The following is a 21956-nucleotide window of genomic DNA, read 5'->3' on the forward strand; positions in this document are numbered from 1 at the left end:
AGTCCATGCGTAATTTGCTGGATAAGTTGATCAATATGTTGCTAAATCTAATTAAGGACGAAACAACTGCTCAATAGAGAGACTGAATTGGTGATTCTGGCAAGTTGTAAAAAATCTGCTAAACCGCCAAAACCCAACAAATTGCGCTTTAACTATGCGTCCGGTATGAGTGTGCTCATCACACCGAACGACTTTTTGAAACCCAAGATGACGCCAGCAATGACGATTAGTTAATTTCTGCAACCCGATGGCATGCGACCAGACGACCTTCAAATTCAGCCAGTTCAGGTACTTCTTGCCGACACCGTTCAATTGCGTGCGGGCAACGATTATTGAAACTACAACCTGGCGGCGGCGCAAGTGGCGATGGCAATTCGCCCGGCAACATCAATTTTTCTTGACGCTGATTGGGATCAAGCCGTGGCGTGCTGGCGAGCAATGCTTTGGTGTAAGGATGTAATGGTCGACTAAAGATATCTTTTTTGTCGCCATGCTCAACCGCTTTACCCAAATACATCACCAAAACTTCATCAGCAATATGTTCTACCACCGATAGATTATGCGAGATAAACAGGTACGCGACACCACTTGCATCCTGCAAATCCATGAGCAAATTCAGCACTTGCGCCTGGATCGACACGTCCAGGGCCGATACCGGTTCGTCGGCAACGATCACTTTTGGATCGAGCATTAAAGCGCGGGCAATTGCCACGCGTTGGCGCTGACCACCGGAGAACATGTGCGGAAAGCGGTTGTAATGTTCTGGACGTAGTCCGACCTTGGCCATCATCGCCTGGGCTTTTTCTGCACGCTGCGATTTGCTGAAGTTTGTATTGATGATCAGCGGCTCTTCAAGCATGCTGCTGACCTTCTTACGCGGATTAAGGCTGGCGTAGGGGTTCTGAAATACCATTTGGACCAAGGGACGCACGCGCTTGAGAGTCGCACGATCAGCGTCGGCGATGTTGGCCCCGTCCATCCATAATTCGCCACCGGTCGGCGGTTCAATCATGGTGATCTGCCTTGCAAGTGTCGATTTTCCACACCCTGATTCGCCGACCACGGCCAGCGTCTTACCAGGAATGAGTGTGAACGAGACACCGTCAAGTGCTTTGGCGGTCGCTTTAGGCTTTAGCCAGCCTTGAGAAACGTTGTAATGTTTGCGGAGATTTTTGGCTTCCAACAAAATAGTGGGTTGGGTGATCGTTGGCGTAGTGCTCGTCATGGTGCCGTCCTGCTGGCTGTATTACTTTCTGGATTACTTACTGACTTATTGGCGGTCATATTATTCACTAATGCTTGCGACTGAACCGGCGGTGTCCAGCCATTGGTCGGCTGACCGGTACTATCGAGCGGAAAATGGCAGCGCACCTGCGATCCGGCTGCGCCCTTGAGAAGCGGACGCTCCTCAATACAGCGCGCGACGGCATAACGGCAGCGTGGACTCAACAGACAACCGGTCGGCCGATCGTAAAGACCGGGGACGACGCCAGGAATAGTCTGCAAGCGATCACGACCGATATTGTGTTCGGGCAGCGCGGCGAGTAGTGCTTGCGTATAAGGATGTTGCGGCGCCTGAAAAATCGTTGGAACCAATCCAGTTTCCAGCACTTGTCCGGCGTACATCACAACAACACGTTGCGCAGTTTGTGCCACCACGCTGAGATCATGGGTGATCAACATTAAAGCCATGCCACGATCACGCTGCAACTGAAGCAACAATTCCAACATTTGTGCCTGAACGGTGACGTCCAACGCGGTGGTCGGCTCATCGGCAATCAATAGGCGCGGATTACAAGCAATGGCAATCGCGACCATGACACGCTGACTCATACCACCGGATAGTTGATGCGGATAGGCGTCAAGGCGGCGTTCAGGATCAGGAATATCAACCTGCTTGAGCAACGCTAATGCGCGTTCACGCAGTTCTTTTTGCGAGCCGCCTTGATGCACGCGTAACGTTTCGATCAGTTGATAGGCGACGGTAAAGGATGGATTCAGGCTTGTCATCGGGTCCTGAAAAATCATTGCGATGTCTTTGCCTAACAGCTTCCGGCGCTCCTTTTGCGCCATCTTCAACAGATCACGGCCATCAAAAGCCATCTGCTCGGCATTTACACGCCCTGGATAATCGATCAGGCCCATCAATGCTAACGAAGTGACACTTTTGCCGGAACCGGACTCGCCGACGATACCGACGACTTCGCCGGCTTCAATCGTCAGATCAAGCCCATCGACGGCGGTGAATGGTGAACTGGTTGATCCGAACTGAACACTAAGATTTTTAATTTCTAGCAATGCCATGGCTACTCGCTTTGTTTGGTTTGTCATCAACGCTTCAATTTTGGATCGAGCGCATCGCGCAACCCGTCACCCATCAAATTGAACGCAAGCACCGAGACCAGAATGGCTAATCCGGGGAAGGTCACAACCCACCATGCGCTTTGAATAAACTCCAGCGCACTAGCAAGCATCGATCCCCATTCCGGGGTCGGTGGTTGCGCACCGAGCCCGAGAAAGCCCAGTGCCGCAGCATCAAGAATAGCCGTAGAAAATCCTAAAGTAGCTTGTACGATGAGTGGCGCAGCACAATTCGGCAACACGCAATTGAACATGATGCGCGCGGTTCCTGCACCAGCAATACGCGATGCGCTGACATAATCTTTAGATAGTTCACCAATGACAGCGGCCCGCGTTTGGCGCGCATAGTGCGGCAACATGACGATCGCGATCGCATACATGGCGTTCATCAATCCGGGCCCAAGAATGGCGACCACCGCGACCGCCAGCAGCAAACTGGGTAACGCGAGCATGATGTCCATCAAACGCATAATCGCCACTTCGACTACACCACGGAAGTAACCCGCCATCAGGCCGAGAACAATGCCGAGCACCAATGACAATGAGACCGAGACCAGTCCAATCACCAACGACAAACGCGCACCGTGAATCAAACGCGACAACATATCGCGGCCTACCGGATCGGTGCCGAGCAAAAACTTGGCAGACCCACCGGCTTGCCACACAGGCGGTACCAAAGTCGCGTCACGAAATTGTTCGATGGGAGAATGCGGTGCGATCACGTCGGCAAACAGGGCCGCCAGTATGATAATGAACACAACAGCCAAGCCGATGACTGCGCCGCGATTTTGGCTGAAGTAACCCCAAAATTCTCGCAACGCATGAGGAGGCGCGGTGATTGTCTCTTTTTTTGGCGCTTGCGCCGGAAGAGTGATCGAATTAGTGGTCGTCTCGTTCATGAGTTGTGCCGTATACGAGGGTTGATCACGCCGTACAACAGGTCGACGACCAGATTGACGATGATAATAATGGTAGCGGAAAGCAAAATCCCGCCTTGGACTACCGGATAATCACGACGCTGAATAGCGCCGACCAGCCACTTACCAATACCTGGCCAAGAGAAAATAGTCTCCGTCAAAATGGCACCGGCCAGCAGCGTTCCGACTTGCAGGCCAATCACGGTCACAACCGGAATCAATGCGTTTCGCAACGCATGAATGCCAATCACGCGCCAAGGTGACAACCCTTTTGCGCGTGCGGTGCGAACATAATCCTCACGCAAAACTTCCAGCATCGCTGAGCGCGTCATACGCGCAATCACTGCAAGCGGAATAGTACCGAGAGCAATCGTCGGCAATATCAGATGCGACACCGCTGATTTAAACGCACCGGGATCACCCGCCAACAAACTATCGATCAGCATGAATCCGGTCACCTGCGGAATATCGAACAACAGATCGATCCGCCCAGAAACCGGCGTCCAGCCTAACGTGACAGAAAACAGCAAAATTAATAGTAACGCCCACCAAAATACGGGCATTGAATAACCGGTGAGCGACGCGCCCATGACGGAGTAATCAAGCACGGTATTGCGTTTGACTGCGGCAAGAATGCCAGCCGGAACGCCAATCACAAGGGCTAACAACATCGCGCAAGTGGAGAGTTCCAGCGTTGCAGGAAATAAGGTCAAAAATTCGGTGAGTACAGATTCATGTGTAGTGACCGATATGCCGAGATTGCCATGAAACACCTGTCCCAGATAAGAAAAATATTGCACATACAATGGCTGATCGAGACCGAACTCTTTCATCATCTGTGCGTATCGAACGGGGTCCATCCCACGCTCACCCGATATCGCTTCGACGACGTTACCGGGGATCATGTGAATCAATAAAAACACAAGCAGCGTGATGCCAAGAAAGGTCGGAATGACCAAACCTGCGCGCCGCAAGAGAAATCCAAACATAGGAAATACCTATTCAATAAAAAGACAACCGCTTAAAAGTGCGTAAAGACTTGTGGGTTTATGCCACCTTTTTCTGGCCTATGCAGCCTCTTTGGCCTAAGTGCCCTATTGTGACCACCCAGAAAAATATGTAAAGAAATACTAACCGGTTAAAAACAGATTAGAAACAATAAAAGAATCAGACAATGAATAAAAAAGGTAGGCTCAATCTTGTCTGGTTCGGGCGCGGATCAACACGTAGACGTTTTTTGTGAAACGACCAAATGGAAATCCGCGCACATTGACGCTACAGTTTTTTTAAATCGCTTTAAATCGTTTTAATCGCTTTAATGGTCTTACTTGACGATATCAACTTTATCAAAAAAGAAACTATATGGCGTTGCCGGAATCTTAAAACCAACAACATTCTTGCGAACGGGTACAAATCCAACCGAGTGAGCGATGTCGATCCAAGGTGCCTCTTCGTGCGCAATCACCTGGGCTTTTTCATATAAAGTAGCACGATCGCTCTGCTTTGAAACCAGCTTGGCCTTTTGAATCAACGCATCAAAATCTTTATCGCACCAGCGTGACGCGTTGCCGCCACCTTTGACGCCATCGCAACTCAACAAATTGCCGAAGAAGTTATCCGGATCGCCGTTATCACCCGACCAGCCAAACATCATCGATTGTTGATCGCCCTGCTTGCTGCGCTTTAGATATTCGCCCCATTCATAAGTCGTCAGTTTGACTTTGACGCCGATTTTTGCCCAATCTGCCTGGATCAATTCACCGATACGTTTGCCATCCGGATTATAAGGACGCTGGACCGGCAAATACCACATCTCGATTTCTGCACCATTTGGATAGCCTGCCTTTGTCAGCAGCTCTTTAGCTTTTTTCAAATCGTACGGGTAATCTTTAACCTTGTCGTTGTAAGACCACAGGGTTGGCGGAATCGGATTTTTTGCTACCTGACCAGCACCTTGGTAGACCGTTTTAAGGATTGTTTCCTTGTCGATTGCCATGCTCAAGGCTTGCCGCACGAGCTTGTTATCGAAAGGTTTTTTCTCAACATTAAAAGCAATATAACCAATGTTCATGCCTGGTTTTGAAATCAGATTGATATTTTTATCTGCTTTCATTGAAGCCAAATCTGCCGGTTTTGGGTAAGACATTACCTGACATTCATTGGCCTTCAGCTTGGCATAACGTACCGATGCATCAGGCGTGATCGCATAAATCAGATTGTCAATTTTTGGACGTCCGCCCCAATAAGAATCGAAGGCTTTGTAGCGAATAACGGCATCTTTTTGATATGACACAAATTCAAATGGTCCGGTCCCAATCGGCTCGCGATCAAGAATTTCACGGGTACCGGCTTTTTGCAATTGCGCAGCATATTCTTCTGAATAGATTGAGGCGAAATACATGACCAGATCGGCGAGGAATGGCGATTCAGGATGCTTGAGTTTGAAGCGGACGGTGCTGTCATCAACCTTTTCAACTTTGTCGATGATGTTGTTGAGGCCCATGTCGAGGTAATAACCAAAAGTCTGACCGCGCTCCAATGTGTGAAATGGATTTGCAGGATTGCCCATGCGATCAAAAGTGAACACGACGTCGTCAGCATTGAAGTCGCGCGTTGGTTTAAATTTAGCGCTGCTGTGAAACTTCACGCCTTTACGTAGTTTAAAGGTGTAAATAGTACCGTCATCCGAGATGGTCCAGGACTCTGCCAATGCTGGTTTAATGGTGGTCGTTCCCATTTCAAATTCAACCAGGCGATTAAACATGGGGCTAGCAGAAGCGTCAAAAGTGGTGCCGGTGGTATACAACTGCGGACTAAAACCTTCTGGGCTAGCTTCAGAGCAAAAGACCAGTGTTTTTTTGGCTTGCGCTGAAGCCAATCCCGCACAAACGCTTAGCACAGCGACTAAGCTGAGTTTGGCAACAAATTTTCCATTTTTCATTATTCATCTCTTCCAAGGTTAATAGTGCAATGTCGTAACATTGACAGGATGCTGCTCGACAAATAACAGGTGTTCAACGCCTATTGTTTTTTATTTACATCGCCATGATGGCTTCCACTTCTTCGCAAGTTTTAGGAATTGCCGGGCCCAATACACGCGAACCAGTTGGCGTCACCAAAACATTATCTTCAATTCGGATACCACCAAAATCCATGTATTCGACAAAACGATCATAATTAATCAGATCAGCATAACGTCCGTCAAGGCCTTCTGCCCTCCACTGTTTGATGAGCTCTGGAATAAAATATATCCCAGGTTCAACCGTGACGACCATGCCAGCGACCAACGGTTTTGCCATACGCAAATTGCGCATGCCAAACAACTCGCTGCGGATCACACTGGCATCGTAACCGACTGCCGTCTCACCCAGCCCTTCCATATCGTGTACGTCCAATCCGATTTGATGACCAAGGCCATGCGGGAAGCAAATCGCATAAGCGCCAGAATCCACGATTTGATGCGGATCACCTTTAAAAAATCCAAGTGTCGACAAACCCGTGACGATCTCCGTTGCCGCTAATTTGTGAAGCGCAAGATACGGCACACCGGGTCTGATCGCTTTGATGGCACTTACCTGAGCGGACAAAACGATCTCATAGACGGCCCGCTGACGTGGGCTAAACTTTCCGCCTACGGGGATAGTTCGGGTGATATCCGAGGCGTAACCCAATGCGCTGGAGACACCTGAGTCGTTCACGACTAAATCACCTGCAGCTAGTTTTTGCGCATGATCGCGACTGTGCAGTATCTCGCCATGTCGCGTAAAAATAACGGGATAAGCGCCGAGCAAATCAACTCCGCGCATGATGCCTTCGATCGTGCCGACCACCTGATATTCAAATATGCCCGGCTTGGATTGCTGCATCGCGGCGATGTGCATTTCTTTGGTAATGACTAATGCACGCTCCATTTCGGCAATTTCTTCTTCTTCTTTTATTTCGCGCAAACCAATAATCGCAGCGATCAGACTTGATGATACACCGGCACAAATCTGGTCAGGCGTAAGGTCGAGCAGACGCGACATCATCAACGTGGACTCGCCGCGATACGGCGGCAAATAATGAATGGTTTGCCCCTTGCTGCGTGCCTCGGCAATCATGGCATGCAGCGCATTGGCTGGTCTTACGGCCTTAATAGCGTCGGTGGCGTTGCTGAAGATAATGCCGACGGTGGCGGCGAGCGCGACCAACGAAGGCTGCTGGCCTGTCCACACGACTTCTTCGATATCGGGGTCATCACCGAACAAAAAGTCCACGCCGGAATCGATATCAATCACGCCGACCAGATCAGGCTGATCCAATCCAAAAAAATAAGAGAACGAAGAGTCCTGCCGAAACGCGTAATGATTATGCGGATAATTCATGGAGGCATTGGCATTTCCCGGCAGCAAAAGCAAACCAGACGAAAATTGTTGCCGTAACTTTTGTCGCCGCGTAGCGTATTGGGTACTTTCGAACATGCTCATCCTTGATTTTTTTTAATAATGCCACGGGTAACGGAGCAAAATCTATACCTGGCTAAGAAAATTCTGTGCCTTTGAGAAACCTTTCGTGATTTCCCTGTTTTTCTTCTACGACATTGTCGCTTTCGTCATCAAAGAGTTGTGCGGTGCCAACCCATAACAATTCAGCTTGCTTACTTTTGTGCATGAGCGCCTCGATAGTGTGCGGAATGTTGCCGTCGAAGTGAAGGCTGTCTCCGGCGCACAGCACAAAATGCTGCAACCCAACCGTATATTCCACCTGACCGCTCAGCACAAAAACCATTTCATCGCCTTCGTGCGAGACCATTTCTGACTTGTATCCTGAAGGCATGGTGAACTTGACCGAATGCACGCGACTGCCGGGAAAAACAGTCGATAGCCGCTCATACTTTACCGGCCCACTAGCAACTCTGTAGGTCTGCCGTCGATCTTGATAGGAGTCCGGCTGTATTTGTTCTGGCTGCTTAATCAGGTCGCCAATCAGTACGCCGAGCGCTTTTGCGATAACAACTAATGAGGTGATTGATGGTGTAGTCAGGTTACGCTCAACCTGCGAGATAAAGCCTGCAGTCAAACCGGTCTCGACCGCGATTTGCATGAGTGTTTTTTTCACCGCATGACGCCGCGTTCGAATGGTCTTTCCTAATTGTGGCATTGTCATGGAGGTCCCCGCTGATTTATCTTTTCATTGTTAGCGCGTATTTTTTTGGTATTTGCTCGTCGGCAAAGTGAAAGAAATTATAGCTATACTACAATTTCAGTCAAGTGCAAATTGTAGTCAGACTATAATTTTTACTTCTTAGCATGGATGAAAAACGACTATTCGTACACTATTAAGCAGATTTTTCGGATGATGTTTCCTCATACCGGCGACTTCCTGATACCGATCAGCTGGCAAAGTAAAGAGTGAAGCGGTAAAAGAAGAGTTTGTGGCTTCGCGTCACAATAGAGGAGTCACTTTTACCCAACGCACCCTCAATAACCGCCTATCACTCTTCCCGCGCCTTCTTGTCAAGATCGCGTAGCCACGTCAGTTTGTCACCAATTTTTGCCTCCATGCCCCGCGGAACCGGTGCATACCAACCTGGCTCTGGCATATCGTCGGGCAAGTACGTCTCGCCCGCTGCGTAAGCGTGAGGTTCATCATGCGCATAGCGGTAAGCATGACCGTAGCCGAGTTCTTTCATCAGTTTTGTTGGCGCGTTACGCAAATGGACTGGGACTTCTCGTGATTTATCTTGCTTCACGAATGCCATTGCCTGATTGAATGCGTTGTAACCGGCGTTGCTTTTGGCTGCAATTGCTAGATAAATAACTGCCTGACCGAGCGCTAACTCCCCTTCCGGCGAGCCTAATCGCTCATAGGTATTGGCGGCATCGTTCGCAATCTGGATCGCCCGGGGATCGGCTAAACCAATGTCTTCCCATGCCATTCGAACGATACGACGCGAAAGATATTTAGCATCCGCCCCGCCATCCAGCATGCGACATAACCAATACAACGCAGCATCCGGATTCGAACCGCGAACCGATTTGTGCAATGCGGATATCTGATCATAAAAATTGTCCCCGCCTTTGTCGAACCTGCGGGCGTTGAGAGTAAGTGCGTTTTGAATGAACTCTGCCGTGATTCTATTAGTCTGTGCTGCACTCGACGCAGTATTAGTCTGCTCCAGCAAATTGAGTAACCGACGCGCATCACCATCGGCATATCCGACCAAGGTATTGATCGCGGCTTCATCGAAAAGCAGATGCGGCAAAACAGAGGTTTGCGCTCTGGCTAACAACTGCTTAAGCTCCTCGTCCGTGAGCGACTTCAGTACATAGACTTGTGCCCGTGATAGCAGTGCCGAATTGACTTCGAAAGACGGATTCTCTGTCGTGGCACCAATGAGTGTCACAAGTCCAGATTCTGCATAGGGCAATAGTGCGTCTTGTTGCGACTTATTGAATCGATGTATCTCATCGACAAACAGAATGGTATGTTTGCCCATTGCTAGATTTTGCTCTGCCCTTTCCATCGCAGCGCGAATGTCTTTCACGCCGGAGAAAACCGCGGACAGCGCGATGAATTCACAGGCAAAGGCATTCGCAGTCAGACGGGCCAATGTCGTTTTACCGACTCCTGGCGGCCCCCATAAAATCATGGAATGCGGTTTGCCCGAGTCAAAGGCCAGACGCAGCGGCTTCCCTGGGCCGAGCAAATGGCTTTGCCCAATCACGTCATCGAGTTTGGCTGGACGAAGGGCTTCGGCTAGCGGGGGCGTGGGCTCGACCTTAAAGAGATCAGACATGGGAGAAAATACTCTGCAAAAAAGATAGACTTGTTAAAAATGTTGACCGGTAAATACATACTGCGCCTCAGTCTAACGCATGCTGCGCAAATTGCAGTGATGATGCAATCTGATGCTGAAATGCTGCTGCTGTAATAATGCTGCTGAAATACGCTGATTTCACACTACCTATGTGACATTGCATATCTAACTCCGGCACCGTAATACGCATGTTGGAAAGACTGCCGATACCAGTCCCGCTAACGATTCATCTAAGCGTTCGTTATCAGGATGGGAGCTAAAAGTTTTCAAAACCTGTCAAGGACAGACAGAAAAGGGATGATTGTGAGAAAATCCGGCTGGAACCAAATAGTAACTGGCGAATGAGTAGCAACTCAGCAATGAATAACCGCCCAATAACTACCCATAACCGCCGACCGCCGCACGCTTGCGTACATCGTCTACATTCAATAAAAACACGCCAATTCTTTACTATGCCCTTCGTCGTCACTGATTCCTGCATCCTCTGCAAATACACAACCTGCGTCGACGTTTGTCCGATGAACTGTTTCCGGGAAGGTCCGCAATTTCTTGTAATTGCGCCCGACGAATGCATCGATTGCTCGTTGTGCGTGTCAGAATGCCCAGTGGGAGCGATTTACTCCGACAGCGATTTGCCAGCGCATCAACGCCACTTCACAAAGCTTAATGCAGAACTGGCGGCGCACGCCGACTGGAAGCGCATCACGCGGTCAAAAGCCCCGCTACCAGATCATGACGCGTGGCGCACTGCATCCAAAAAATTAGATTTATTGGATGACAATTTACTTGCGCCCCGCAAGGAAACTACAATCAAATAAAACAGCGAGGTCTGCGCTCCTCACTGTCGCATCATGATGCTGACATAGAAGCGCGCCGAAATTAATCAGCGCCTCCTCGCGCCACATTAATTATTAAAAACGTCAGCACCTTTTGGCACGACAAACTTAAAGCCGCCGCTAGGTGGCGCTGGATTTTTAACGAAATTCTTGAACGACAACATCGAAGTCTGCCCAAACGAATCTCTCAATTCCATCGCCTCAGGCAAACCATTCCGTAAGCCAACGCCGATGTGATCGAACGTTGTATCCTTGGCTTTTGGCGTCACTTCCAGCCATTCCAAACCATCCTTAGGCGTCCCCTCTTTGAGGGTAAAATTCTTTTCCAAATCGTTGCTGCCAAACAGGATCGCTGCCGGCGACGAGCCCAGCGCATTGCCAAGTTTTTTGGTCGTTACCTGATTCAAATCTTTGTCATAAATGAATAGTTTGTCGCCATCCGCTTGCAACACTTGCTCGTATGGCTTGGTATAGGTCCAAATAAATTTACCAGGACGCGCAAAAATAAAAGTGCCAGAAGAGGTCGTCGACACCTTTGGTTTATTTGTCCCGCTATCGGTTGTCACCAAACGTTGCGTGAACTCGCCCTTGGCAGATTGCGTACTGCTAACAAAGGACTTAAATTGTTCGAGCGCAGTTGCACTTGCCATGCCCGGCAGCAAAGCCGCGGACAGGGCTAGTATGCACATGACTTTGCGTACCTTGCACGGCGCTCCAAACCCACTACTTGCCGATTCTTTTGATTTATTCATCACAATGTTGTTACCTTCGATTGCTTGCCGGTTTTGAATCACAATAACTTTCATTTCAGAGTCACTATGGCAAAGACAATCACCACCGATCATCGTTGCAGAAGTTTGTTTGAGATAGCCACTTATCCATAAAGGCCCTGAACATTTTACGGCGTTCTATCTGTCCATCTTCAGCTATCAATATTTCCAATTTGAATGGTTTTGGGATAATCGCATTATTGGACAACCTTTTAACAACCCACCTAGGCCGCATCAACCGCTTTTACCCTACCATTCGAATTTACTCCGGATTGCCAACCGGCACCAAAATCTCACGATTTCCGTTTGATTGCATGGTCGAGACCAATCCACTTGTTTCCATTTGTTCAAGCAAGCGGGCCGCGCGGTTATAACCGATGCGTAAGTGTCGTTGAACCAGCGAAATCGAGGCACGACGATTCTTGAGCACGATAGCAACTGCCTGATCGTATAACTCGTCGCCTTCAGAACCACCGGCTGCCACGCCACTGCTACCGTCGACACCATCCTCCATAACGCCGCCTTCCAAAATACCTTCGACGTAATTCGGCTCGCCTTGTTCCTTCAAATAATCGACCACCCGATGCACTTCTTCATCTGACACAAAAGCACCATGGACCCGAATCGGCAAACCCGTACCGGGCGGCATGTACAACATATCGCCCATCCCGAGCAATGCTTCTGCGCCCATTTGATCAAGGATGGTACGAGAATCAATCTTGCTGCTGACCTGAAACGCGATCCGGGTAGGAACGTTGGCCTTGATCAAACCTGTTATGACATCTACAGATGGACGCTGTGTCGCTAAAATCAAGTGAATACCGGCCGCGCGCGCCTTTTGTGCAATCCGGGCAATCAACTCTTCGACCTTTTTACCCACAACCATCATCAAATCAGCCAACTCATCGATAATCACAACGATGGTGGGCAATTTTTCAAGCGGTTCTGGGGCGTCTGGTGTCAGGCTAAACGGATTTGGAATCTTGTCTTCGCGTTTGTCAGCATCGATGATCTTCTGGTTATAGCCAGCAAGGTTTCGTACACCCATCTTAGACATCAACTTGTAGCGCCGCTCCATCTCATTGACGGCCCAGTTCAACGCATGACCGGCCTGCCGCATATCGGTCACGACTGGCGCGAGCAAATGTGGAATGCCCTCGTAAATGGATAATTCCAGCATTTTTGGATCGATTAAAATCAATCTGACCTGCTTGGGATCGGACTTGTAAAGCAACGATAAAATGGTGGCATTAATACCCACCGATTTACCTGATCCGGTTGTTCCCGCCACCAGCAAATGGGGCATTTTGGCCAAATCAGCGACTACCGGATGACCGCCAATATCCTTACCCAAGGCAATCGTCAGACTAGAGACGCCATCGTTATAGACTTTGGAGCTCAGAATTTCAGTCAAACGCACAATTTGGCGCTTTGGATTTGGCAACTCCAGACCCATGAACATTTTGCCGGGGATCACTTCCACTACGCGTATTGATGTCAGCGACAACGAGCGTGCAAGGTCGCGCGCCAGGCCGACAATCTGGCTACCTTTGACGCCGGTTGCCGGTTCGATTTCATAGCGCGTAATAACGGGACCGGGATAGGCCGCGACTACTTTTACCTGTACGCCAAAATCCGAGAGCTTTTTTTCAATCAGGCGGCTTGTAAATTCCAGGGTTTCAACGCTGACCGTCTCCTGCACCGGTGGTGCTTCATCAAGCAAAGACAAGGGCGGCAAGTTGGTATCTGGGAGGTCCTGAAATAGCGTCGTTTGCCGCTCTTTCTCGACCCGCTCGGATTTTTGTACATTCACAATTTGCGGCTCAATCCGGATCGGTGCTGCCTCAACGGTTTTGGCGCGCTCCTGCACGACTACTTCTTCTCGCTTGACGGCGGCGACATGGCCGACCTTGCGATCTTCACGGGCGGCGATCAAATTTCTAAGCCAGAGAATGGCGCCTTCAACCCCGTGGCCGATACGTTCCGCGACAGTTAGCCACGAAACATGAAAAAACAGACTGACGCCGAGTGCAAACAGCAATAGCAACAATAACGTAGCACCGGTAAATCCCAGCGCGCTTTGTGCATTACCGCCTATTAAACGGCCTAATACACCTCCCGGCGCACGTGGCAGCTGCATGTGCAACGAATACATCCGCATATATTCGATACCCATACTTCCGACCAGTATCAATACGAAACCAACGCCACGCAAAATACCTTCGTATGGATGTTCTTCTTCGCGATCAACGTCTACCTCAAAACGATGTGATATGCGCTGATAACCACCCCACAACGAACGTAATAACAAGACACACCACCACCACGCCGACGCGCCGAAGACAAACAGCATCAAGTCTGCCAGCCATGCACCTAAGTGTCCGCCCCAATTATCGAGATGCGGCACGACTCGCGCCTGCGACCATCCCGGATCTGCTTTGGAATACGTTACAAAAATGATCACTAAATAGGCGGTCAGGACCGCAAAGATGATCCAGCGTGCCTCAGATAGCAGGCGAACCAGCCGATTCTGTGTTGGAGGCGCTGGTTTCGGTTTAGCGCTGCGGGTATAAGCTTGCGTTGTTCTAGTCATAAATCCAATTGGCAATACTAATACTGGTTAATACTGAAAATACTGATTGAAACGCTTCGACCAAACGCTGATCGTCCATCATTCATTGCTTACTTCCACTTTGACGGTCAGTAAGAACCAAACTGATCTCTAACTTGCTCATTTTTGCACCGTCAGACGCTTGCAAGTCTATGAAAAAGCAGGTAATAGACCTCCGTACCTTTTCAACAATTGCCCTACCACTACATTAACAATGTGAAATTATGCACTGTAATGGGCCTCGAATGATGGAATGGTATGCATCCTTTGATGCAGCGCGGCAAATTGGTTCTCGCTATCAATACAATTAGTTTGTTCCACACGTCAAAGTCGCTGCTTCGACTATAATCTTAACCAGTTTTGAGGCAACATTTGGATACATCGAGAGAATATTTACGTTTTATCAGGGATTGCCAACTTTATACCAGTCCCTGTGTAGCCTGTTGAGGTAGCTTGAAATCCACACCCAACCTCCCCATGTTAGAAAATATGAAAGAACGACGGTCTTTTTGCAGCGCTTTTGCCCGTTATTTACCCCGCTGAGACATCGGGAGGCTTGATTTGTTAGCAAGATAGCCGCTTGCATCCGATGCCCACGACAATTTCACTGAGATTATTTTATGACCACCGAAAAAACCATTAAGCACGCCAAAGTATTGATTCTTGGCTCTGGCCCCGCCGGTTATAGTGCTGCGGTCTACGCAGCACGCGCCAATTTGAATCCCGTGTTGATTACCGGCATCGAACAAGGCGGTCAGTTAATGACCACGACCGACGTCGAAAACTGGCCGGGCGACCACGGCGGCGTCCAGGGTCCTGATTTAATGCAACGTCTGTTAAAGCATGCAGAAGAATTTAAAACGGAAATCATTTTTGATCATATCCACACCACTAAATTATCAGAAAAACCGTTTCGCCTGATCGGTGACTCTGGAGAGTACACCTGTGATGCGCTGATCATCGCCACCGGCGCATCAGCGCAATATCTGGGCTTGCCTTCGGAAGAAGCCTTCATGGGTAAAGGCGTATCAGCCTGCGCCACATGCGACGGTTTCTTTTACAAAGGTCAGGAAGTGGCAGTGGTCGGCGGCGGCAATACCGCAGTTGAAGAGGCACTATATCTCTCCAATATCGCCACTAAAGTCACCCTGGTCCACCGCCGTGAAAAATTCCGCGCCGAGCCTATTTTGATCGACCGCCTGATGGCGAAAGTTGCCGAAGGTAAAATTGCCATCGAATACAACCATACATTGGAAGAAGTCACTGGCGACACCAGCGGTGTTACCGGCATGAACATTAAATCAACCGTTGACGGTACGGTCAAGCCAGTAACCTTACACGGTGTATTTATCGCTATCGGTCACAAACCGAACACGAGTATTTTTGAAGGCCAACTGACTATGCACAACGGCTACATCAAAACCAAAACCGGCCTTGAGGGCATGGCGACGGCAACAAGTGTACCGGGCGTATTTGCCGCTGGCGACGTGCAGGATCACATTTATCGTCAAGCGATTACCAGCGCCGGAACCGGCTGCATGGCTGCGCTGGACGCTCAGCGCTTTTTGGAAGAATAAAGACCATGCCGTTGCCATCTCTGGTCGGCAACGGCGTTATTATGAGTACGTTGAGAACCACGCATTAAGCACGTTCGCTTGCGACCCCGTTTGTAGTCCATCTGATGTTTGCCATTGCATACAGACGCAGCGGATGGGCTTAGCAGAACACCCTCCCGAAGGAAGCCTCATGCCCGCCCCAATCAAAGACTTTAACGATCTTAAGTTTCTTCAACAAAAATTGAAGGCGGAAGAAGAAGTTCGTCTGGTCGAAGCAGCCGAACGCAAGCAACTTGCCGAGCAAGCTGATCGCGACGCCAATGTTTTTCGAAAGAGTGTTGGCAACATCCAGCCACTCGTATCGCCGTCAAAGAAAAAATAATCCGAATTTGAGACCACGTACATTTAAACCACGCTATGTCTGGCCCAATCAAAGATTTTCGCGCACTCAAACCGCTACGCAAAGAACTGACAGCGCAGCACCAGGCCCGACAAGAAGCTGCCGCTGAAGAGCTGCGCCAAAAACAACAACTAGAGCGTGAGAGCGAACAGTTTAGTCAAAAAGTAGGACCGGTCTTCCCACTGAAATCATCCAGCAACGCCCCACCGCATCAGCACCATCCAAAGCCCTTCCCCCGCACTAGCCAACACTTTACGCATCTGGACGCATCGTCACAGAACTCAGCTATTCTGGAAGCTTCGCTTTCAGATCAATTTAGTATAGAAAACCTGCTCGACTCGGACGATCATCTGCGCTTCGCCCGCGATGGCGTCGGGGCCGACGTGCTGACAAAACTCCATCGGGGACATTGGGCTATACGGCAACAGCTTGATTTGCATGGCCTGCGTACCGATCAGGCCCGCGACACACTGGCCGAATTTCTACAACTAGCCATTAAACGGCGTTGGCGCTGTGTGGCGGTCATTCATGGCAAGGGGTTCGGTTCTGTGAATCAAGTCCCCGTTCTCAAGGGCAAAGTGCGTGACTGGTTGGTGCAAATCAATAGCGTGGTAGCGTTCTGTCAAGCCAGCGATGCCAACGGTGGCTCAGGTGCAATAGTGATTTTGCTCAAAGCGCAATTGCGCGATTAAGCCGATCCGCCCAAGACCGGAATTCACCATGTCTTAGCGCTTATCCGGGTCACAATTAGACCTACAAGCTGACCGACGAATGCAGATCAGATTCGCGTCAATCACCAATCGTATCCCTCGACAGTAAGCGGTACGTTCCCCGCATCCCGCTAAAAGAAAGTTGGTAGAAGAACGTAACGGCTACGCGGCGCAAGTTCACCCGTCATACGAATCGTGCGTTGCCATGCTTCCTTTGCGCCAGTAGCCTGAAGCGCGGATCATTTTAGGATTAGCGGCGCACTCCGTCACCAGATACGCGCGCAAGGCTTTCGCCTGGGCTGACTCACAGCCGATCCATGTATGGAAAATACCGGGCGATATCTGCACATCATGCAATGCATCCAGTAGCGGCGCATCACCTTGGGCGGCATCACTACGATGTACCCACACAATGTCAAACTCGGCGGCACTTTCAAACGTGATGTGATCGGCGGGTCCGTCCACCTCAAGTAAAACCGTAGCCTTGGCGTTTGGCGGCAGTTCAGCAAGTCGCCTCGAAATGGCAGGCAAAGCCGTATCGTCGCCAATTAAAAGATGCCAATCAAAACCTGTTGGCACGATGAACGAACCTTTGGGTCCGCCAACGCCTAATTGTTGACCCGGACGCGCTTGCTCAGCCCACAACGTAGCTGGTCCAGCGGTATGCAAGGCGAAATCGATGTCCAGAGTACGAGCAGCGGCGTCAAATCGGCGTGGAGTGTAATCGCGCATAATCGGTTTTATACCTTCAGGCCAAATAAGACCGTCTGGGCCCATCGTCGGGATCACTAGTTTGCCGGTCAATGGATCCGGGAAAAACAACTTAACGTGATCGTCAAATCCCAGGCTAGAAAATCCTTCCAACGCGTCGCCTTCGAGCTTTACGCGCACCAGATGTGGCGTGATTCGCTGCACTTCACGCACCTCGAGCACGCGAAAACGCATTGGATAACGCACACGCTGCGGGGCAAGTGCAGACGCCCGATCAGACGCATGCTGCGTTATTGAGTCGGCCTGTTCGCAAAGGCCATTGGAAAATGTGTTATTAGTCGAGGTATTCATTAAATTTGCTCCAGTTGTTGCGCCGCATGATCAAGCACAGCAGCGAAAGCGTTGGCTTGCTCCGATGTTAGCGCATCACGCGAGAGCCGCATACGCATCGCCAGCTTAAGATTTTCAATCGCCCGCATTACCTGATGCGGGCGACCACCACGCGGACCAGCGCCATCAACGCCACCTTGCATACGCGCCAGCATCGCGTCCACGGTTACGCGGTTTTCCGCAAGAAAAGCCCGGCCGGCATCGGTGATGCAATAGCGCTTACGTCCTCCTGCATCGGCTTCTTCAACCTGAAGATAATCTTGCTCTTCCAGCAATGTCAGCGTGGGATAGACGGTACCCGGACTTGGGCTGTAACTTCCACCGACGCGATCCTCGATCAGTTTGATCAATTCATAACCATGGCTGGGCTTGTCACTGATCAGTTGCAGCAGTACGAAGCGCAAGCTGCCGTGACTAAAAATCCGGCCTCCTCTTGGACTGTGGACACCCCTTCCGCGATGCTCGCCAGCCGATCCCTCGCTATGACCGCCATGACCGCCATGATCATCGTGACCGTCGCGGCTTATGTTGCATTGAAAATCTCTGAAATATCGCATGACTATATCTCTTTAACTTATTTAGATTTAATTAAGATATATCTAAATAGGGTCTAAGTCAAGATTCTGTTTTATTGATATGCACTTGGCAACTGCCGACATTTCCCCAAGTTGGCATTCATGTCTTCCAAGTCAGCTAACGTATGACGTTGGCTTTAAGATTAAGACTGACGCCACTTTTTCTGAGTTCTCCGCAAAATAAGCGTCATGGTCTATTTTAAAAAAAGGGCTTTTGTAGCTATCAATCGACACTACCAATACAAACCGCAGTCCCGACAAACCAAACAGCGTATTGCCTATTGAACTATTGTTTAGTGGGAGACCGTCCCCCATATTGCTCACTAGGGCACCCACTTATTAAAAAAATGATAATCTACTTTTAGGAGTAGCCCTGCAAACTGCACAATCGTGCTCGCTTTCAAGGAATTGGTATGCGTACGTATGACAAGTTGATTGCTGTAATTCGTGTTGGTCAAAGGAGCGGCAGCTTGCGCTCATCCTTTGGCCGTGACATTGAAGATAGTGCAAATGCACCGTCCGGCAAGTTCAACGCATCACACTGCTACGAACACCCCCAGATATATTGGGAAAATACAACTTGAAAAGGCACTATCATGACCCGCAAGACCCCTATTGAGCGGTATCGGAATATCGGCATTAGCGCGCATATCGACGCTGGCAAAACCACCACCACAGAACGCATTCTTTTCTACACCGGCGTCAAACATAAAATTGGCGAAGTCCACGATGGCGCAGCCACCATGGACTGGATGGAGCAAGAGCAAGAACGCGGCATCACAATTACATCAGCCGCCACGACTGCTTTCTGGAAAGGCATGGGCGGCAATTTCGCCGAACACCGCATAAACATTATCGATACGCCCGGACATGTCGACTTCACCATTGAAGTCGAACGCTCCATGCGCGTGCTCGACGGCGTCGTCATGGTCTACGACGCTGTTGGCGGTGTGCAACCGCAATCCGAAACCGTATGGCGACAGGCCAATAAATATGGCGTGCCGCGCGTCGCGTTTATCAACAAGATGGATCGGGTCGGCGCAGATTTTTTCCGCGTTTATCAACAGATACAGGATCGCCTTAAAGGCCATCCAGTGCCGATACAGATTCCTGTCGGTGCAGAAGATCACTTTCAAGGTGTGATTGATCTCGTCAAGATGAAAGCCATTATTTGGGATGAAGAAAGTCAAGGCGTCGTATTTGAATATCGCCAGATTCCGGATGACCTGCTTGGGTTGGCGCAAGAATGGCGCGACAAGATGATCGAGCAAGCCGCCGAAGCGACGGACGAACTCATGGAGAAATATCTCAGCGGCGAACAACTATCCGAAGCCGAGATCATCCATGGCCTACGTTTGCGCACGGTTGCCAATCAGATCGTGCCGATGCTGTGTGGCAGCGCTTTCAAAAATAAAGGTGTGCAGGCGCTGCTTGATGCAGTGGTTGAATACTTGCCATCGCCGCTAGACGTTCCGGCGATTCTTGGTCATGACGAAAACGATCAGGAAATAGAACGTCATCCTGCCGACGCCGAGCCTTTCTCTGCACTTGCCTTCAAGATCATGACCGATCCATTTGTCGGGCAACTGACTTTTTTCCGCGTCTATTCCGGCGTAGTTAATTCAGGCGACTCGGTATACATCCCAGTCAAAGGTAAAAAAGAAAGACTGGGTCGCATCTTGCAGATGCACGCTAACGAACGCAAAGAAATCAAGGAAGTCTATGCAGGCGATATTGCCGCGGCTGTTGGATTGAAAGACGTGACGACCGGCGACACATTATCTGATCCCGACCACGTGATTATCCTTGAGCGGATGATTTTTCCGGAACCGGTTATTTCGCAGGCGGTGGAACCAAAGACCAAGCCCGATCAGGAAAAAATGGGCCTTGCCTTAAATCGACTGGCGCAGGAAGACCCGTCGTTCAGAGTGCACACCGATGAAGAATCCGGCCAGACGATTATCTCCGGCATGGGAGAACTGCATCTCGAAATTCTGGTCGACCGGATGCGCCGCGAATTTGGCGTAGAAGCCACGGTTGGCAAACCGCAGGTGGCATATCGCGAGACGATTCATAAAGCCGTTGAAGATGTCGAAGGCAAGTTCGTTAAACAATCCGGTGGACGTGGTCAGTATGGTCACGTCGTGCTGAAGCTAGAACCGCTTGCACCGGGTAAAGGCTATGAATTCGTCGATGCCATCAAAGGCGGCGTGGTTCCGCGTGAATATATTCCCGCAGTCGATAAAGGCATTCAGGAAACCCTAAAGAGCGGCGTGTTGGCAGGTTATCCCGTGGTTGATGTCAGGGCTACACTGACATTTGGGTCCTATCATGACGTCGATTCAAACGAAAACGCCTTCCGCATGGCAGGCTCCATCGCATTCAAAGAAGGCATGCGTCGCGCCAACCCGGTCCTGCTGGAACCGATGATGATGGTCGAGGTCGAAACGCCGGAAGACTTCATGGGCAACGTCATGGGCGATCTATCATCGCGCCGCGGGATGGTACAGGGCACCGACGATATCGCTGGCGGCGGTGGCAAAACTATCCGTGCAGAAGTGCCGCTGGCAGAGATGTTCGGCTACTCTACAACCCTGCGCTCATTGAGTCAGGGACGCGCCACCTACACGATGGAGTTCAAGCATTATGCGGCCGTACCGAAGCATATTTTGGATCATATCAAAGTCGCAAAATGAGAGGGATTTAATTGATGGTATGAAGCGCTACCGACCTCAAACATTCAGGGCTTGAACCCGCGCCGGCCATTTGACTTTAGGAAGTTCAAAGTTGAAGGTTATCAAAACACCGTAAGACATTTTTAGATGTCTTGCGGTGTTTTTTTGTCAGCTTGAATAATTGATTCGCACCGTAACCCCAATCACGCAATGCGCGGTTGGCTAACTGGTGCGTCCCCCGGCATTCTACAAGACGATTAAACGCTGGTTTCTATAACGATGACCAATGGCTTCAGACAGCTAAACCGATAGTGAATATAAATTGTTTTTTAAAATTCAATTAAAAACTCACATCAATTACTAGAATCTTCTTAGAACTATTCGTGGCAATTAGCGCTTAGTATGTCGGCAGAGTTTCTCACCTCTGCGATTTTATTAATCGTCCTCACAGTCGTTACGGAAGGCCTCCCCCCGTTTTAAGAAGTCGCCATTTAAGCGCATATTCGAGCGCTATTCCAACACGCCTGAAGCGATCTGCTTCGTTCGCAATATTCCCCTTTAGCCATATCGACCGGGATCCAAACGGCAACCGGGAAATCGATAAGAAAACGGCGGCTCCACATGGCACGGTCCCCATTCCAACCA

At 49.9% G+C, this 21956-nt stretch carries 18 protein-coding genes; 6 read left to right on the forward strand and 12 right to left on the reverse strand.

The annotated features are described in order from the left end of the window. Positions 1 to 226: 226 nt before the first annotated feature. From RGU75_RS20425 to RGU75_RS20460, 8 genes are all read right to left on the reverse strand, one after another. A complete protein-coding gene (locus RGU75_RS20425; protein ID WP_322239132.1) occupies positions 227 to 1225 on the reverse strand; it encodes a peptide ABC transporter ATP-binding protein in 999 nt (332 codons plus the stop codon). Beyond that, entirely contained in the window at positions 1222 to 2304 is a 1083-nt protein-coding gene (locus RGU75_RS20430) for an oligopeptide/dipeptide ABC transporter ATP-binding protein (protein WP_322240690.1), read from the reverse strand. The genes RGU75_RS20425 and RGU75_RS20430 overlap by 4 nt, the downstream gene beginning before the upstream one ends. 26 nt (positions 2305 to 2330) lie before the next feature. Next, on the reverse strand, positions 2331 to 3260 hold the full coding sequence (locus RGU75_RS20435; RefSeq protein ID WP_322239134.1) for an ABC transporter permease subunit: 930 nt from the start codon (positions 3258 to 3260) through the stop codon (positions 2331 to 2333). Further along, the gene (locus tag RGU75_RS20440; protein ID WP_322239136.1) at positions 3257 to 4267 is read right to left on the reverse strand and encodes an ABC transporter permease subunit; all 1011 of its coding nucleotides are present in this window, start codon (positions 4265 to 4267) and stop codon (positions 3257 to 3259) included. Before RGU75_RS20440 ends, RGU75_RS20435 begins: the two co-directional genes overlap by 4 nt. Before the next feature lie 335 nt (positions 4268 to 4602). Continuing rightward, a complete protein-coding gene (locus RGU75_RS20445) occupies positions 4603 to 6219 on the reverse strand; it encodes an ABC transporter substrate-binding protein (protein WP_322239138.1) in 1617 nt (538 codons plus the stop codon). Positions 6220 to 6313: 94 nt separating this feature from the next. Then, entirely contained in the window at positions 6314 to 7738 is a 1425-nt protein-coding gene (locus RGU75_RS20450; RefSeq protein WP_322239140.1) for an aminopeptidase P family protein, read from the reverse strand. Positions 7739 to 7796: 58 nt separating this feature from the next. Further along, a complete protein-coding gene (locus tag RGU75_RS20455) occupies positions 7797 to 8423 on the reverse strand; it encodes an XRE family transcriptional regulator (RefSeq protein WP_322239142.1) in 627 nt (208 codons plus the stop codon). 328 nt (positions 8424 to 8751) lie between these two features. Then, complete coding sequence (locus RGU75_RS20460; RefSeq protein WP_322239144.1) at positions 8752 to 10056, reverse strand: replication-associated recombination protein A; 1305 nt, start codon at positions 10054 to 10056, stop codon at positions 8752 to 8754. A gap of 473 nt (positions 10057 to 10529) precedes the next feature. Here RGU75_RS20460 and fdxA point away from each other — a divergent pair, with 473 nt between their 5' ends. Beyond that, positions 10530 to 10895, forward strand: coding sequence for a ferredoxin FdxA (fdxA, locus tag RGU75_RS20465; protein WP_322239146.1), 366 nt, complete (start codon positions 10530 to 10532; stop codon positions 10893 to 10895). An 86-nt stretch (positions 10896 to 10981) separates the two neighbouring features. On the opposite strand, the gene lolA is transcribed toward fdxA, so the two are convergent. Together lolA and RGU75_RS20475 are read right to left on the reverse strand one after the other, a co-directional pair. Then, entirely contained in the window at positions 10982 to 11602 is a 621-nt protein-coding gene (lolA, locus tag RGU75_RS20470; RefSeq protein ID WP_322240693.1) for an outer membrane lipoprotein chaperone LolA, read from the reverse strand. Positions 11603 to 11945: 343 nt separating this feature from the next. Continuing rightward, positions 11946 to 14276: a DNA translocase FtsK gene (locus RGU75_RS20475; protein ID WP_322239148.1), complete on the reverse strand. Its 2331-nt coding sequence runs from the start codon at positions 14274 to 14276 to the stop codon at positions 11946 to 11948. 638 nt (positions 14277 to 14914) lie between these two features. On the opposite strand from RGU75_RS20475, the gene trxB reads away from it, so the two are divergent. From trxB to RGU75_RS20490, 3 genes are all read left to right on the forward strand, one after another. Continuing rightward, positions 14915 to 15871, forward strand: a complete 957-nt coding sequence (gene trxB, locus RGU75_RS20480) for a thioredoxin-disulfide reductase (RefSeq protein ID WP_322239150.1) — start codon at positions 14915 to 14917, stop codon at positions 15869 to 15871. Between the two features lie 169 nt (positions 15872 to 16040). Next, on the forward strand, positions 16041 to 16232 hold the full coding sequence (locus tag RGU75_RS20485; protein ID WP_322239152.1) for a hypothetical protein: 192 nt from the start codon (positions 16041 to 16043) through the stop codon (positions 16230 to 16232). A 35-nt stretch (positions 16233 to 16267) separates the two neighbouring features. Then, positions 16268 to 16942 (forward strand): Smr/MutS family protein, encoded by a 675-nt coding sequence (locus RGU75_RS20490; protein ID WP_322239154.1) that lies wholly within the window; start codon positions 16268 to 16270, stop codon positions 16940 to 16942. Positions 16943 to 17137: 195 nt separating this feature from the next. Here the strand turns inward: RGU75_RS20490 and RGU75_RS20495 are convergent, their stop codons facing one another. Beyond that, the gene (locus tag RGU75_RS20495) at positions 17138 to 18022 is read right to left on the reverse strand and encodes a siderophore-interacting protein (RefSeq protein WP_416186834.1); all 885 of its coding nucleotides are present in this window, start codon (positions 18020 to 18022) and stop codon (positions 17138 to 17140) included. After that, the gene (locus tag RGU75_RS20500; RefSeq protein ID WP_322239156.1) at positions 18022 to 18618 is read right to left on the reverse strand and encodes a PadR family transcriptional regulator; all 597 of its coding nucleotides are present in this window, start codon (positions 18616 to 18618) and stop codon (positions 18022 to 18024) included. The genes RGU75_RS20495 and RGU75_RS20500 overlap by 1 nt, the downstream gene beginning before the upstream one ends. A gap of 431 nt (positions 18619 to 19049) precedes the next feature. Between RGU75_RS20500 and RGU75_RS20505 the strand changes: the two genes are divergently transcribed. Then, complete coding sequence (locus RGU75_RS20505) at positions 19050 to 19220, forward strand: hypothetical protein (RefSeq protein WP_322239158.1); 171 nt, start codon at positions 19050 to 19052, stop codon at positions 19218 to 19220. Between the two features lie 12 nt (positions 19221 to 19232). Beyond that, entirely contained in the window at positions 19233 to 21332 is a 2100-nt protein-coding gene (gene fusA, locus RGU75_RS20510) for an elongation factor G (protein ID WP_322239160.1), read from the forward strand. Positions 21333 to 21956 lie beyond the last annotated feature (624 nt).

The organism is Glaciimonas sp. CA11.2 (assembly GCF_034314045.1).
Classification (GTDB): Bacteria; Pseudomonadota; Gammaproteobacteria; order Burkholderiales; family Burkholderiaceae_D; genus Glaciimonas.

Excerpts from the sequence above, each read along its gene's own strand:
- RGU75_RS20425 (WP_322239132.1), bottom strand. The coding sequence starts at position 1,225 with ATGACGAGCACTACGCCAACGATCACCCAACCCACTATTTTGTTGGAA.
- RGU75_RS20430 (WP_322240690.1), bottom strand. The coding sequence starts at position 2,304 with ATGGCATTGCTAGAAATTAAAAATCTTAGTGTTCAGTTCGGATCAACC.
- RGU75_RS20435 (WP_322239134.1), bottom strand. The coding sequence starts at position 3,260 with ATGAACGAGACGACCACTAATTCGATCACTCTTCCGGCGCAAGCGCCA.
- RGU75_RS20440 (WP_322239136.1), bottom strand. The coding sequence starts at position 4,267 with ATGTTTGGATTTCTCTTGCGGCGCGCAGGTTTGGTCATTCCGACCTTT.
- RGU75_RS20445 (WP_322239138.1), bottom strand. The coding sequence starts at position 6,219 with ATGAAAAATGGAAAATTTGTTGCCAAACTCAGCTTAGTCGCTGTGCTA.
- RGU75_RS20450 (WP_322239140.1), bottom strand. The coding sequence starts at position 7,738 with ATGTTCGAAAGTACCCAATACGCTACGCGGCGACAAAAGTTACGGCAA.
- RGU75_RS20455 (WP_322239142.1), bottom strand. The coding sequence starts at position 8,423 with ATGACAATGCCACAATTAGGAAAGACCATTCGAACGCGGCGTCATGCG.
- RGU75_RS20460 (WP_322239144.1), bottom strand. The coding sequence starts at position 10,056 with ATGTCTGATCTCTTTAAGGTCGAGCCCACGCCCCCGCTAGCCGAAGCC.
- fdxA (WP_322239146.1), top strand. The coding sequence starts at position 10,530 with ATGCCCTTCGTCGTCACTGATTCCTGCATCCTCTGCAAATACACAACC.
- lolA (WP_322240693.1), bottom strand. The coding sequence starts at position 11,602 with ATGTGCATACTAGCCCTGTCCGCGGCTTTGCTGCCGGGCATGGCAAGT.
- RGU75_RS20475 (WP_322239148.1), bottom strand. The coding sequence starts at position 14,276 with ATGACTAGAACAACGCAAGCTTATACCCGCAGCGCTAAACCGAAACCA.
- trxB (WP_322239150.1), top strand. The coding sequence starts at position 14,915 with ATGACCACCGAAAAAACCATTAAGCACGCCAAAGTATTGATTCTTGGC.
- RGU75_RS20485 (WP_322239152.1), top strand. The coding sequence starts at position 16,041 with ATGCCCGCCCCAATCAAAGACTTTAACGATCTTAAGTTTCTTCAACAA.
- RGU75_RS20490 (WP_322239154.1), top strand. The coding sequence starts at position 16,268 with ATGTCTGGCCCAATCAAAGATTTTCGCGCACTCAAACCGCTACGCAAA.
- RGU75_RS20495 (WP_416186834.1), bottom strand. The coding sequence starts at position 18,022 with ATGAATACCTCGACTAATAACACATTTTCCAATGGCCTTTGCGAACAG.
- RGU75_RS20500 (WP_322239156.1), bottom strand. The coding sequence starts at position 18,618 with ATGCGATATTTCAGAGATTTTCAATGCAACATAAGCCGCGACGGTCAC.
- RGU75_RS20505 (WP_322239158.1), top strand. The coding sequence starts at position 19,050 with ATGCGTACGTATGACAAGTTGATTGCTGTAATTCGTGTTGGTCAAAGG.
- fusA (WP_322239160.1), top strand. The coding sequence starts at position 19,233 with ATGACCCGCAAGACCCCTATTGAGCGGTATCGGAATATCGGCATTAGC.